Source organism: Intrasporangium sp. (assembly GCF_051961875.1).
Taxonomy (GTDB): Bacteria; Actinomycetota; Actinomycetes; order Actinomycetales; family Dermatophilaceae; genus Intrasporangium_A.
The window spans coordinates 1-12,911 of record NZ_JBQCCV010000266.1; the positions used below are offsets into that span (position 1 = coordinate 1).

Below are 12,911 nucleotides of genomic sequence, written 5' to 3' on the forward strand. Positions count from 1 at the left end.
GCGGCGGCGGTGGGTCCTCGGGCTTCTCCTCACTCGGGGCCGATGCGGGGTCGGTCGGAGTCATACCAATCCACTACCCACCCTCCGACGCCGCGTCCTCGCTCACCAGTGGCTGCGGCTGGCGAAGGCGGCTGCGCTCGCTTCGGGCACCGACGGCGCACTCCCGACCTGCGTGACAGTTCTCGCCAGGGGCGCCGTCGATGAGTCGCTCGCGCCGCCCGCCTTCGCCCGCTCTCCGGTGTGGTCGGGTGACCCGGCATACCTGCTAGTTGTACCCGGCCAGGACGTTGGTAGCAGCGAGCCTGCTTGAACGAACGAGAACCTCCGAATGGGATGTGGCTTGTCTAAGGCCCACTCCAACCCGGAGGTTCTCGTGTCCCACGGTAGTGCTCGGCTGACCGTCCATGGTCGGCGCCTGATCGTCCAGCGCCATCAGGCGGGCTGGCCCCAGGCCCACATCGCCGCGGCGATGGGCGTGTCCCGCAAGTGCGTGAAGACCTGGATCGAGCGCTACGCCGCCGAAGGCGACGCCGGCCTGCTTACCCGCTCCTCCCGGCCGCACAGGATGCCGACCAGGACCAGCGACGAGCTCGAGCAGAAGGTCCTGGCCGCCCGCAGCGAGCATCGCGAAGGTCCCGACGTGCTCGGCGCGCGCGTCGGGGTGCCGGCGCGGACGGTGTCACGGATCCTGCGCCGCCATGCCGTGCCCTACCTGCGTGAGTGCGACCCGATCACCGGTGAGGTGATCCGCTCCTCGAAGCAGACCGCGGTGCGTTACGAACGTGAGCGGCCCGGCGAGCTGGTGCACATGGACGTCAAGAAGATCGGACGCATCCCCGACGGCGGCGGGTGGCGAGCCCACGGCCGTGGAGCCGGGGCCATCCAACGGGGCCGGTCCACCAAAGTCGGATACGACTACGTCCACTCCCTGGTCGATGACCACTCCCGGCTGGCCTACAGCGAGATCCTGCCCGACGAGAAGGGCGTCAGCTGCGCGGCATTCCTGCAGCGCGCGATCGACTACTTCGCCGCGCACGGCATCACCCGGATCGAACGCTTGATGACCGACAACGCCTGGGCCTACCGCTACTCGCTCCGAGCGGTGTGCGCCGAGCACGGCATCGCCCAGAAGTTCATCAAGCCCCACTGCCCCTGGCAGAACGGCAAGGTCGAACGCCTCAACCGCACCCTGGCCACCGAGTGGGCCTACCGCCAGCCCTTCACCACCAACGACGAACGCGCCGCCGCCCTTGCGCCATGGCTCGAGCACTACAACACTGAACGTCGCCACAGCGCACTCGGAGGACGTCCGCCGGTCAGCCGACTGCTACCAACCTGATGGCCGGGTACATCTAGACGCTGCTCGGCCTGACCGCATGGGGACTGCCCCGTCTGGAAGGCGAACCGTGCTGGGGCGGCATACAACCGTATGACGCTGCGCGCGGACCCGCTCGCGCCCCACCTACCTCAACGAGTGAGCAGTTCGTCCCACCCGTCCCAGCGCACCCCTACCTCGACGAGTGAGCGATCCGTCCCACCGGTCCCAGCGCCCACCCACCTCATCGAGTGAGCCGTTCGTCGCACCAGTCACAGGGGGTCCGTGTGACGGATGGGACGGAGCGCTCACTCGACGTGGAAGGCGAGCCCGGCTTGGCGGTATACGTCGGCGTGACGCTGATCCAGCGCCAAAGTCACCTTCCCGTCCAGTGGGCTTCAGCTACCGGGCGCGGCTGCCCCACCCAGTGGCGTGAGCGGCGGCGGCCACCTCCCGGGCCACCTCGTCCAGGTTGCGCGTGATGAGACCGGTGGTGACGCGGACGTGGCCAGCCGTCTCCGGGAGCACCTGGAACGGGGTGCCCGGCGCGACGCCGACGCCCTGCGCGGCGAGCCGCATGAGGGCGGACGGCTCGTCATCAACGGGGACCCACACATTGAGGCCGTCATCCCCGGCGACCGGGATGCCTTGCCGCTGGAGCCCGTCGACGAACCCGTTTCGGCGTCGCGCGTACTCGGCCCGGGCCAACGTGATCTCACGGGCGCTCCTCGGGTCGATGAGGAGGCCCAGGAGCAGCCGCTGGAGCAGCCGGCTGCTCCAGCCCTGCCCGAGCTGGCGCTGGTGGTGGATCGCACCGACCAGGTCGGACGACGCGCTGAGCGCCGCGAGCCGCAGGTCCGGGCCGTGGGACTTGGAGAAGCTGCGGATGTGCACGGTCCGTTCGGGCAGCCAGGTCCCGATACTGACGTCGGGCGAAGTGGAGATCCCGCTCGCCGAGTCGTCCTCGATGACGAGCGCGTCCGCCGGCCGCAGGATCCGGGCGAGCGACCTGGCGCGGGCAGCGCTCATCGAGGTGCCCGTCGGGTTGTGGGCCCGGGGCTGGAGGAAGACGGCGGCGGTGGGCTTGGTGAGCGCCTCGGCGAGCCGGTCGGGCACCAGTCCCTGACGGTCCAGGGGCACGCCGACGACCTCGACGCCCGCGTGCTCGAGCAGGTCGAGCAGTGGCGGGAACGACGGGTGCTCGACGACGACCCGGTCGCCGAAGCGCAGCGTGGTGCGGATGACCAGTTCGAGGGCGTCCATGGCGCCGTCGACCACGGTCATCTCGGGCGGTGGGTAGGGCCAGTCGTCGACGAGCACCGCGCGCAGCTCCGGCAGGACCGGGTCGTCGAGGTAGCTGTGCGGGGTGCCGGGTGTCGTCAGCGACGCCAGCGCGCGGCTCAGGCTGGGCAGGAGCGCGGCGTCCGGGACCCCGGTTGACAGGTCGAGCGCGAAGGGGAGCGGACGCTCGAGGGTGCGCCGGTAGCGGCCGTCGCGGGGCGCCCTGCTGTCGGCCACGAGGGTGCCGCGGCGTCCGGCGGTGTGGATGCTGCCGGCCCGGGCGAGCAAGGCCCAGGCGGCGCTGACCGTGGTCGGCGAGAGTCCGAGGTGGTGCGCCAACGTGCGGATAGGTGGCAGCCGGTCGCCGCCCTGGAGGGCACCCTCGTGGATCGATCGGCTGACCGCCGTCGCCAGCCCACGGGCCGTCGGCTCGTCCAGCCGCGTCTCGATCTCGGAGATCACCTCACGCATAGTTTGTAACATAGCAACGAAGTCATTGTGTGCCTCGATTCTGTTACGTAAATTCGGGTGCATGACAACTCGGATCTCCCACTGGATCAATGGAAAGCCGCAGCTCGGCGCCTCCGGCCGCACCGCACCCGTCCACAACCCCGCGACCGGCGAGCAGTCCGGCGAGGTCGACCTGGCCAGCACCGCCGAGGTCCGCGCCGCGGTGCAGACCGCCAAGGCAGCGGCCAAGGAGTGGCGCAGCGCCTCGCTCTCCACCCGGGCGGCGGTGCTGTTCGCCTTCCGCCGGCTGCTCGAGGAGCACGCCGACCAGCTCGCCAGCGTGATCACCGCCGAGCACGGCAAGGTTCACGCCGACGCCCTCGGGGAGATCGCTCGCGGTATGGAGAACGTCGAGTTCGCCACGGGCGTCCCCCAGCTGCTCAAGGGCGGCTTCTCCGAGCAGGTGTCCGTCGGCGTGGACGTCTACAGCATCCGCCAGCCCCTCGGCGTCGTCGCCGGCATCACCCCGTTCAACTTCCCCGTCATGGTGCCGCTCTGGATGTGCGCCAACGCGATCGCCTGTGGCAACGCCTTCGTGCTCAAGCCGAGCGAGAAGGACCCCTCGGCCTCGCTGCTACTGGCCGAGCTCTGGTCGAAGGCGGGCCTGCCGGACGGCGTGTTCACAGTGGTCCAGGGCGACAAGGAGGCCGTCGACGCGCTGCTGGACGACCCGGACGTCGCCGCGGTGAGCTTCGTCGGGTCGACCCCGATCGCCGAGAAGATCTACCAGACCGGCACGGCGAACGGGAAGCGGGTGCAGGCCCTCGGCGGCGCGAAGAACCACGCCGTCGTGCTCCCGGACGCCGACCTCGACCTGGCGGCCGACTCGATCGTCTCCGCCGCGTATGGCGCCGCCGGTGAACGGTGCATGGCCCTGTCGATCGCCGTGGCCGTCGGCGACATCGCCGACCCGCTCGTCGACGCGATCGCCGTCCGGCTGCCCAAGCTGGTGGTCGGCGACGGCGCGCAGCCCGGGACTGACATGGGCCCGCTCATCACCCGCGAGCACCGCGACCGCGTCGCGTCATACATCGCGGCGGGTGCTGAGGACGGCGCGGCTGTCGTCGTGGACGGCCGCCAGGCCGACGTGCCGAGCGACGGGTTCTTCCTCGGCGCGACCCTGCTGGACAGGGTGACCCCGGCGATGACCGTGTACACCGACGAGATCTTCGGCCCGGTGCTCGGGGTCGTCCGAGTGGGCACGTTCGAGGAGGCCGTCGAGCTGATCAACGCCAACCAGTTCGCCAACGGCACCGCGATATTCACCCGCGACGGGGGCGCCGCCCGCCAGTTCCAGTTCGAGGTCGAGGTCGGCATGGTCGGCATCAACGTGCCGATCCCCGTCCCCGTCTCCTACTACTCCTTCGGGGGCTGGAAGAACTCGCTGTTCGGCGACACTCACATGTACGGCCCCGAGGGCATCAACTTCTACACCCGCGGCAAGGTCGTCACCTCACGCTGGCCCGACCCCGCCACCTCGACCATCGACCTCGGCTTCCCCACGACCCGATAAGGACCGCGACAGATGACCACCGACACCACCACCCGCGAGGTCGCCCCCCTGCTCACGCCTGGACAGACTCGCGAGCTGGACCGTGCGCACGTCTTCCACTCCTGGTCCGCCCAGGCCCAGATCGACCCGATGCCGATCGTGCGGGCCGAGGGCAGCTACTTCTGGGACGAGACGGACAAGCGCTACCTCGACTTCTCCTCCCAGCTGGTCAACGTCAACATCGGCTACCAGCACCCGGCGATCATCGCGGCGATCAAGGAGCAGGCCGAGCGGCTGGTCACCGTGGCGCCGGGCTTCGCCAACGACGCGCGTTCCGAGGCGGCCCGCCTCATCGCGAGCGTCGCCCCGGAGGGGCTTGAGAAGGTCTTCTTCACCAACGGCGGGGCGGAGGCCAACGAGAACGCCATGCGCCTGGCCCGTGTGCACACCGGACGCCAGAAGGTCCTGGCCGCCTACCGCAGCTACCACGGCGCGACCACCGGAGCCATCGCCCTGACGGGCGACCCGCGGCGGTGGGCCTCCGAGCCGGCCAACCCCGGCGTCGTCCACTTCTGGGGTCCCTACCCCTACCGGTCGGCGTTCCACACCGAGAACGAGCAGCAGGAGTGCGAGCGCGCCCTGGCCCACCTGCGCGACGTCATCATGGTCGAGGGCGGCCACACCATCGCCGCCATCGTCCTCGAGACCGTCGTCGGCACCAACGGCATCCTCGTCCCGCCGGAGGGCTACCTCGCCGGTGTCCGCGAGCTGTGCGACGAGCACGGCATCATGCTCATCGCCGACGAGGTGATGAGCGGGTTCGCCCGGTGCGGCGAATGGTTCGCCATCGACCACTGGGCCGTGACGCCGGACCTCATCACCTTCGCCAAGGGCGTCAACTCCGGCTACGTGCCCCTCGGCGGCGTCCTCATCTCCCGGGAGATCGCGGCAACCTTCGACGACCGCGCCTACCCCGGCGGGTTGACCTACTCCGGCCACCCGCTCGCCTGCGCCAGCGCCGTCGCGTCCATCACCGTGATGCGCGACGAGGGCGTCATCGAGCACGCTCGCACACTCGGCGCCGAGGTCATCGGGCCGGGCCTGCAAGAGCTGGCTCAGCGGCATCCCTCCGTCGGTGAGGTGCGCGGGCTGGGAGTGTTCTGGGCGATCGAGCTCGTCCGCGACCGCGCGACCCGCGAGCCGCTCGTGCCGTACAACGCGTCGGGTGCGGCCGCCGCGCCGATGGCCGCCTTCGCGGCGGCGTGCAAGGAACGCGGGCTCTGGCCCTTCATCCATTTCAACCGCACCCACGTCGTGCCGCCGTGCACGACCAGCGCGGACGAGGTCCGTGAGGGCCTGGCCATCCTCGACGAGGCCCTCAGCGTCGCGGACAGGTACTACGCGGGCAGCTGACGCAGCACCGGCACGTCGCCGCCACCCTGCTGTGGGTGGCGGCGACGGCCCGCCGGCCGTCCCGCCTTACCGGCCAGAGCTGCGCCGCGCGAGCAGCGCGAGGTGGAGCCCGGTCTGCGTCTCGCCGTCGTCGAGATCGACGTCGAGCAGCTGCTCGATGAGCGCCAGGCGCTGGTAGAACACCGAACGGGACAGGTGTGAGGCGGACGCCGCCGCGGTGCGGTTCGTCGGATGGGCCAGCGCCGCGGCGAGCACGTCGAGCAGGTCGCCGTCGCGGCTGAGGTCGTGCTCGATGAGGGGTGCGAGCATCCGCTCGCCGTGCTCGAGCAGGCGGTGGTCGTCACGCAGATTGGTCACCAGCCGGACGAGCGGACGGGCGTCGGCGCGGCGCAGCTGCGGGTCGCCCCGTCCTGGGCGTCCGCCGGTCCGCGCGAGGTCGGTCGCCTCCTGGAGAGACTTGAGCGCGGCCTCGAGCCCGGTCACTGCCGAGCCAACGGATGCGACGAGCCGGTCGGCGTCATCTGCGGCCTTCCTGGCGAACGCGAGCGCCGCGGCATCGTCGAACACCGCACCGGTGGGCAGCGACAGCAAGATGCTCACGGCCGGAGGCGGCACACTGGCCGGCGCCGCTACGGCGACGGCCCGCCCGCCCAGGGCCCGCGCCGCGGCATCCACCCGCTCCTGCGTGACGTGCGCGCGCGAGATGACGATGCCCTGGAGCGCGCGTCCCTCGATCGGCAGCCCGGCCGCCGCCAGCCGGGCGACGGCTCCCGGGGTGCTGGCGAACCGGCCCGACACGAGCTGCTCGAGCAGACGCGGCCGGCCCTGGCGCTCCCACTCGTCGACGCGTCCGTCGGCGAGCCGTCCGAGCGCCAGCGCGATGGCACCCTGCTGGAGGACGCCGAGCCGTCCGGCGGGGTGGGCCGGGCCGGGCAGCGCGATGAGGTGCCCCCAGCGCGTCCCGCGTGCCTCCACCGGGACGACGAGCCACTCCGGCTCGCCTACCCGGTGGGCAGCGCGGGAGCGGCGCTCCCAGTCGGCGAAGAGGTCCTGTTCCATCCGGCTCGGGACCTCGGCCGCGACGACCTCGTGGGCCAGGTTCTCGAGCACGACCGGGGCCGACAGCGTCAGCGACAGCTGCTGCACGACGTAGTCGGCCGGCGCCCCGCGCAGCGTGAGTGCGGTGAAGCGGTCGCGCACCTCGTCGCGGGCCCGCAGCGCAGCCGTCTGTTGGTCGATGATGAGCCGGTGCACCACCTCGGTGATCGACACGAACTTCACCTCGCGGTGCAGGGCGACGAGCACGAGGCCGTGCTCGCGGGCCGCATCGACGACCACCTCCGGGGTCGATCGCAGGTGGGTGCCCAGCTCGAGGATGAGCGCGGCGACGCGCGCCTCGACGAGCTGCGCGACGAAACCTCGCAGGGCCGCTGGGTCCTCGGGCCAGCCCGAACCCGTCGACATCAACAGCTCTCCGCCGTTGAGCAGCCGCGCAACGCCCGTGCTGTCGGACACGTGCGTCCATCGGACGGAGGCGTCGAGGCCGGAGCCGCCGGCGAGCACCTCGGGGACGCCGTCTGTGACCGGCCGCAGGCGCAGCACCTCGCGCACGGTCGGGAGGGTGACGCCCTCCGCCGGACAATCCGTCCCAGCCGGCGGGTCGCTGAGGTCAGCTGTCATGCGCCACATGTTCTCCTCCCTGAGTGAGACGGGCGCTCAGAGCATAGGGCGCGCCGGTCGGTCTGTCCGACACTCCTCGTGCCCGGCACTCAGCCCTCCGGTATGCCGCTCAGGGCCTCAGCCGGTCGGGTGCAGGCCCAGGGCGGCGGCGTCGTAGTAGTTGCGGTGGCGCAACCCCGCGGCCGCGGCCTCGTCGATGACCACGACCGCGTCCGGGTGCCACTGGAGCACCGACGCGGGGCACGAGGCCGTGAGCGGCCCCTCGAGCGCGGCGGCGACGGCCGCAGCCTTGGCCTCGCCCGTCGCGACGAGCACGAGTCGCCGGGCCTCGAGGATGGTGCCGAGTCCTTGCGTCAGGCAGTGGGTCGGGACGTCTTCGGGCCGCTCGAAGAAGCGGGCGTTGTCCCGGCGTGTCCGTTCCGCGAGCCGCTTGACCCGGGTGCGCGACGCGAGGGACGAGCCGGGCTCGTTGAAGCCGAGGTGGCCGTTGCCGCCGATGCCGAGCACCTGGACGTCCACTCCCCCGGCGGCGCGGATCTCGTCCTCGTATGCCGCTGCCGCCCACTCGAGGGCGTCGAGCTCGGTCGCGCTGCCGTTTGGCACGTGGAGCCGTTCGGGGGGGAGCCCGGTTACCGCGCAGACTTCGCGCAGGAGGACCTTGCGGTACGACTGCGGGTGGCCGGACGGCAGGCCCACGTACTCGTCGAGAGCGAACCCCGTCGCCGCGGTGAGGTCGAGCGTGCCTTCGGCCGCCAGGCGCGCGAGCTCCCGGTAGAGCCCCAGCGGTGACGAGCCGGTGGCGAGCCCGAGGACGACGTCGCCGTCGGCCCGGCGCAGGCCCGCGATCACGGCGGCGGCCGCCTCGCGGGCGACGGCGCCCGGGTCAGGGACGATCAGGACGTCCACGCGGTCTCGACCTCCTCGGGCTGGGACCCGGCGGCCGTGAGCGGTGCGGCTCCCGCCCCCGCTGGGGGGACGCCCGGGGCGGCTCCCAGCGCGGCTCCCAGGGCGGCGCCGAGTGCAGCCACCGGGACGTCGGCGGGCAGGAGCACGACGCGGTCCGGGAGCGAGAGCGATGCGACGAAGGGTGAGGCGGCCGCGCGTGCGACGAGGTCCCGCTCGATCCCGTCGCGCAGGGCGGGGCCGAGGTGGGTCAGGCCGCCGCCGACGACGACCCGCTCGGCGCCGTTCGCCAGCACGAGCAGCTCGATGGCGAGGCCGATGCCGGCGCAGAGCGCGTCGGCCGCCCGCCGGGCCAGCTCGTCCCCGGCCCGGGCCGCCGCGAACGGGTCGTCGGTCGTCGTGCTCGGCCGGCCCCACATCCGGTTGAGCGCCGTCCCCGACGCCACCGTCTCGAGGCAGCCGACCTGACCACAGGAGCACTGCACCGGGCCACCGACGGGCAGGTGCCCGATCTCGCCGGCCACCCCGTGCACGCCGCGGACGACCGAGCCGTCCCGGACGACGGCGGCGGCGAGACCGGTGCCGAGGTTGAGGTAGGCGAGTGCCAGGTCGCGTGGGGTGCCGAGGTGGTGATGCGCGCCCAGGGCCGCTGCCTTGACGTCGTTGTCGACGACCACCGGCAGCCCGAGCCGGTCTCCCAGCCCGGTCCGCAGGTCGACCGCCTCCACGTCGAGGTTGACCGCGTGCCGCACGGTGCCGAGGCCCGGGTCGACGAGGCCGGGCATGCAGGCGCCCACCGCGGTGATCTGATCGAGGCCGCCGACGCTCGCAGCGGTCTCCCGGGCCAGGGCGGCGGCGACGTCGATCACCTCCGCCGGACCGCGGCCGGAGGCGGTGCGGCGTTGGGCGACCACGCGGTCGGCCTCGTCGAGCACGAGGGCAGCCGTCTTCGTCCCACCGATGTCGAGGCCGAGTCTCATCGCCGGCTCACCGTCTCACGTCGCCCGGTGACGAGGTCGACGAGGGCCTCGGCGACGGCGCGCGACCCGCCGAACGTGACGATGTCCGCCGATGCAGTGGGCCAGCCGCAGTCGACGAGGAGCACGGCGCGGCCCTCCTGGCGCAGCCGATCCGCGAGCTCGCGTGCCGGATGGTGCGGGCCCACCCCGCGACCGACGACGGCCACCTTCCCGGTCGCCGGCACGTCGGCCAGTGTCACTGTCGCCCCGATCGTCCGCGGCCCCCACGGCACGCCGCCCACGGCGAGGTTGGCCTCGGTGTCCACCTGGACGATGGCGGCCGGTTCGGGTCGGGCGAGCCACTCGTGGGCGGCGGGCGAGATCTCGAAGGCACGGCCGATGACGTCCGTCGGGAAGTCGCCACTCGGCGGGTGGTGCCCACTCGACAGTTCGGGGCATTTCGACGGGGGCTGGGCGAGGGTGCGGGCGCGGGTGGCCGCCTGGGCCACTCGGTCCGCGTCGAGCCGGCCGTCCTCGACCGCGGAGACGAGCGCGTCGACGACGGCGAGGTAGTCCTCGTGGGTCGTCTCGGCGCCGATGCAGAGCAGGTCGCAGCCCGCGGCGAGCGCGCGGACGGCCGCGGTGGGGATACCGGTCTGCCCACTCGCGCCGACCATGTCGAGCGCGTCGCTGATGATGACGCCCCCGTAGCCGAGCCCCTGCCGGAGCAGCCCCGTGAGGATCGTGGGCGAGAACGTCGCCGGCCGGTCGGGATCGAGCGCCCGCACGAGGAGGTGGGACGTCATGACCGCGGCGACCCCGGCCTCGACGGCGGCACGGAAGGGTACGAGCTCCTGCGTCTCGAGGACGTCCCGGGCCGTGTCGACGACGGGCAGCGACAAGTGCGAGTCGGCGACGGTGTCGCCGTGGCCGGGGAAGTGCTTGGCACAGGCCGCGACCCCGGTCGACTGCAGACCCGCCACCCAGACGGCCGCGTGCCGGGCGACGAGCGCCGGGTCCGCCCCGAAGCTGCGCACCCCGATGACCGGGTTGTCGGCAGCCGAGTTCACGTCGACGACCGGTCCGAGGTCGAGGGTGATGCCGCATGCCGCGAGCTCGGCCCCGATCCGGACGGCCGAGTCCCGCGTCAGCTCGACGTCGTCGAGTCGCCCCAGTACGGCGTTGCCCGGCTCCGGGGAGCCGGTCCGGTAGTGCAGCCGGGTGACGTCGCCGCCCTCCTCGTCGACGGCGACGACGAGGTCGTCGCCGAGCCCGCGCAGCTCAGCGCAGAGCTCGAGGAGCTGCTCCGGCCCGGCCACGTTCGCGCCGTACAGGCAGACGGCGCGCAGCCCAGCGACATACTCCTCGTGGATCCAGCCCGGGAGGCGGGTGCCGGCGAAACCGGGCATGAGCGTGCCTGCCACGAGGCGCCGCAGCGCCTCCCTCGACGTGTCCATGTCAGCCCTTCACCGCCCCGCCGACGAGGCCGCTGCTCATCCGCCCCTGCACGAGGAGGAAGACGACGATGACGGGGACGGCGACGAGGGTCGAGGCCGCCATGACCTGGCCCCAGTCGATCTCGCGCGTCGCGCTCGCCTGGACGAAGCCGCGCAGCCACAGGGGCAGGGTGCGTGACTGCTCGTCGGTCATCACGACGAGGGCGACGGTGAACTCGTTCCAGCACTGCAGGAAGGCATAGACCGCCGACGCGACGAGCCCGGGCGCGAGGAGGGGGAAGGTGATGCGGAGGAACGCCTGGGTCCGGGACAGGCCGTCCACCATGCCGGCCTCCTCGAGGTCGACCGGCACGCCGGTGACGAAGCCGCGGAGCATCCACACCGTGAAGGGGACGACCGCTGCCGCGTAGAGGATCGAGAGGCCGATGACGTTGTTGAGCAGCCCGAGCGAGCTCATCATCTTGTACTGCGCGATGAAGAGGCCCTCCGCGGGGAGCATCTGGATGAGCAGGAGCGCGAGGATGAACGAGCGCCGGCCCCGGAACCGGAAGCGGCTGATCGCGAGCGCCCCGAGGAAGGCGATCAGGAGGGCCGCGACGACGGTCACGAGCGTGACGACGAGGGACACACCGAGGGCCCGGCCGAACCGCGGGTCCGCCACGACCGCGTGGAAGTTGTCCAGCGAGCCGCCGAAGGGCAGGAACGTGGGCGTCGTCGACTCGAGCGTGACCCGGTCGAGGAAGGCCGAGTTCACCATCCAGTAGACCGGGCCGGCCCAGGCGACGGCGAGGACGACGGCCAGGAGGCTGTAGAGGCCGGTCGCGAGGTGCTTGGCACGCATCAGGACTCCTCCTTCATGAGCGAACGCACGTAGGGCAGGCTCACGAGCACCGTGAGGACCAGCATGAGCACCGCCACCGCACCGGCCGTGCCGAAGTCCCCGGCGCCGGTGCCGAGACGGTAGATGTAGGTGCCGAGCAGGTCGGTCTCGCCGGCGAAGCCACCGGCCTCCTGGAGCAGCTTGACCTGAGTGAAGACGCGCAGGTCCCAGATGAGCTGCAGCAGCAGGACGATCGTCAGGACCGGTGCGACGAGGGGCAGCACGATGTAGCGCAGCCGCTGGCGTCCGTTCGCCCCGTCGAGCGCCGCCGCCTCCATGACGTCCCCCGAGATCTGGGTCAGGGCGGCGTAGATCGACAGGGCGACGAACGGGACGCTCATCCATACGATTACGACCCCTGCGATGACGAGGAACGAGACGGGCGAGACGAGCCAGTTGTGGCCGATCGCGTCCACGCCGGCCTTGTCGAGGAGCCAGTTGAGCAGCCCGCGCCGCCAGTCGACGAGCCAGATCCAGACCGTCATCGTCGCGACGACCGGCATGGCCCACGCGAGGAGCAGGGCGACCTGCAGGACCAGTCGCACCGCCCGTCCGACGCGGTTCATGAGGAGGGCGAGCAGTCCCCCGACGACGACGGTGACGAAGGCACAGACGAGGCAGAAGAGGACGGAGCGCACGATGACGCTCCACATGGCCGGGTCGGTGACCAGCCGGACGTAGTTGTCGAGGCCCACCCACTCGGGCGGCTGGCCGAACTGCTGACGCAGCCCGAACTTCTGCAGGCTGGTGACCAGCTGCCAGCCGACCGGGTAGCCGAGTGCGGCGATGAGCAGGACCACAGTCGGCAGGATCAGCGCGGCAGGGAGCCGCGAGCGCCGGCGACGGGACGGGCGGGGCGGTGCCTCGGCCGTGGGTGGTGCGATCACCGGGGCTTCGGCGGACATGGCGTGCCTTTCGGGAGCGGAGCCCGGCGGGCCCGGGGGGGGGGCCCCCCCCCCCCGGGGGCCCCCAGGACGGGGCGCACCCGCGGGGTCTTGGCCGCCAAAAACCAGGGGGGCCC

Annotated in this window: 10 protein-coding genes; 3 read left to right on the top strand and 7 right to left on the bottom strand. The window is 72.1% G+C overall.

The annotated features are described in order from the left end of the window. Positions 1–373 precede the first annotated feature (373 nt). Positions 374–1,339, top strand: a complete 966-nt coding sequence (locus ACTHJJ_RS16365) for an IS481 family transposase (protein WP_440304008.1) — start codon at positions 374–376, stop codon at positions 1,337–1,339. 378 nt (positions 1,340–1,717) lie between these two features. Here the strand turns inward: ACTHJJ_RS16365 and ACTHJJ_RS16370 are convergent, their stop codons facing one another. Then, a complete protein-coding gene (locus ACTHJJ_RS16370) occupies positions 1,718–3,067 on the bottom strand; it encodes an aminotransferase class I/II-fold pyridoxal phosphate-dependent enzyme (RefSeq protein WP_440304009.1) in 1,350 nt (449 codons plus the stop codon). 61 nt (positions 3,068–3,128) lie between these two features. Here ACTHJJ_RS16370 and ACTHJJ_RS16375 point away from each other — a divergent pair, with 61 nt between their 5' ends. Together ACTHJJ_RS16375 and ACTHJJ_RS16380 are read left to right on the top strand one after the other, a co-directional pair. Continuing rightward, positions 3,129–4,619: a CoA-acylating methylmalonate-semialdehyde dehydrogenase gene (locus ACTHJJ_RS16375; RefSeq protein ID WP_440304010.1), complete on the top strand. Its 1,491-nt coding sequence runs from the start codon at positions 3,129–3,131 to the stop codon at positions 4,617–4,619. Between the two features lie 12 nt (positions 4,620–4,631). Further along, complete coding sequence (locus tag ACTHJJ_RS16380; RefSeq protein ID WP_440304011.1) at positions 4,632–6,011, top strand: aspartate aminotransferase family protein; 1,380 nt, start codon at positions 4,632–4,634, stop codon at positions 6,009–6,011. 66 nt (positions 6,012–6,077) lie between these two features. Here the strand turns inward: ACTHJJ_RS16380 and ACTHJJ_RS16385 are convergent, their stop codons facing one another. From ACTHJJ_RS16385 to ACTHJJ_RS16410, 6 genes are all read right to left on the bottom strand, one after another. After that, the gene (locus ACTHJJ_RS16385) at positions 6,078–7,691 is read right to left on the bottom strand and encodes a PucR family transcriptional regulator (RefSeq protein WP_440304012.1); all 1,614 of its coding nucleotides are present in this window, start codon (positions 7,689–7,691) and stop codon (positions 6,078–6,080) included. A gap of 117 nt (positions 7,692–7,808) precedes the next feature. Further along, positions 7,809–8,597 (bottom strand): glucosamine-6-phosphate deaminase, encoded by a 789-nt coding sequence (locus ACTHJJ_RS16390; protein ID WP_440304013.1) that lies wholly within the window; start codon positions 8,595–8,597, stop codon positions 7,809–7,811. Then, positions 8,585–9,574: an ROK family protein gene (locus ACTHJJ_RS16395; protein ID WP_440304014.1), complete on the bottom strand. Its 990-nt coding sequence runs from the start codon at positions 9,572–9,574 to the stop codon at positions 8,585–8,587. Before ACTHJJ_RS16395 ends, ACTHJJ_RS16390 begins: the two co-directional genes overlap by 13 nt. Then, on the bottom strand, positions 9,571–11,010 hold the full coding sequence (locus ACTHJJ_RS16400) for a glycoside hydrolase family 3 protein (protein ID WP_440304015.1): 1,440 nt from the start codon (positions 11,008–11,010) through the stop codon (positions 9,571–9,573). The genes ACTHJJ_RS16395 and ACTHJJ_RS16400 overlap by 4 nt, the downstream gene beginning before the upstream one ends. A 1-nt stretch (position 11,011) precedes the next feature. Next, complete coding sequence (locus ACTHJJ_RS16405) at positions 11,012–11,851, bottom strand: carbohydrate ABC transporter permease (protein ID WP_440304016.1); 840 nt, start codon at positions 11,849–11,851, stop codon at positions 11,012–11,014. Then, positions 11,851–12,795 carry a carbohydrate ABC transporter permease gene (locus ACTHJJ_RS16410; protein ID WP_440304017.1) on the bottom strand — a complete coding sequence of 315 codons (945 nt, stop codon included), beginning with the start codon at positions 12,793–12,795 and terminating at the stop codon, positions 11,851–11,853. The genes ACTHJJ_RS16405 and ACTHJJ_RS16410 overlap by 1 nt, the downstream gene beginning before the upstream one ends. Positions 12,796–12,911: the final 116 nt, after the last annotated feature.

Excerpts from the sequence above, each read along its gene's own strand:
- ACTHJJ_RS16375 (WP_440304010.1), top strand. The coding sequence starts at position 3,129 with ATGACAACTCGGATCTCCCACTGGATCAATGGAAAGCCGCAGCTCGGC.
- ACTHJJ_RS16385 (WP_440304012.1), bottom strand. The coding sequence starts at position 7,691 with ATGACAGCTGACCTCAGCGACCCGCCGGCTGGGACGGATTGTCCGGCG.
- ACTHJJ_RS16405 (WP_440304016.1), bottom strand. The coding sequence starts at position 11,851 with ATGCGTGCCAAGCACCTCGCGACCGGCCTCTACAGCCTCCTGGCCGTC.
- ACTHJJ_RS16395 (WP_440304014.1), bottom strand. The coding sequence starts at position 9,574 with ATGAGACTCGGCCTCGACATCGGTGGGACGAAGACGGCTGCCCTCGTG.
- ACTHJJ_RS16370 (WP_440304009.1), bottom strand. The coding sequence starts at position 3,067 with ATGCGTGAGGTGATCTCCGAGATCGAGACGCGGCTGGACGAGCCGACG.
- ACTHJJ_RS16410 (WP_440304017.1), bottom strand. The coding sequence starts at position 12,795 with ATGTCCGCCGAAGCCCCGGTGATCGCACCACCCACGGCCGAGGCACCG.
- ACTHJJ_RS16400 (WP_440304015.1), bottom strand. The coding sequence starts at position 11,010 with ATGGACACGTCGAGGGAGGCGCTGCGGCGCCTCGTGGCAGGCACGCTC.
- ACTHJJ_RS16380 (WP_440304011.1), top strand. The coding sequence starts at position 4,632 with ATGACCACCGACACCACCACCCGCGAGGTCGCCCCCCTGCTCACGCCT.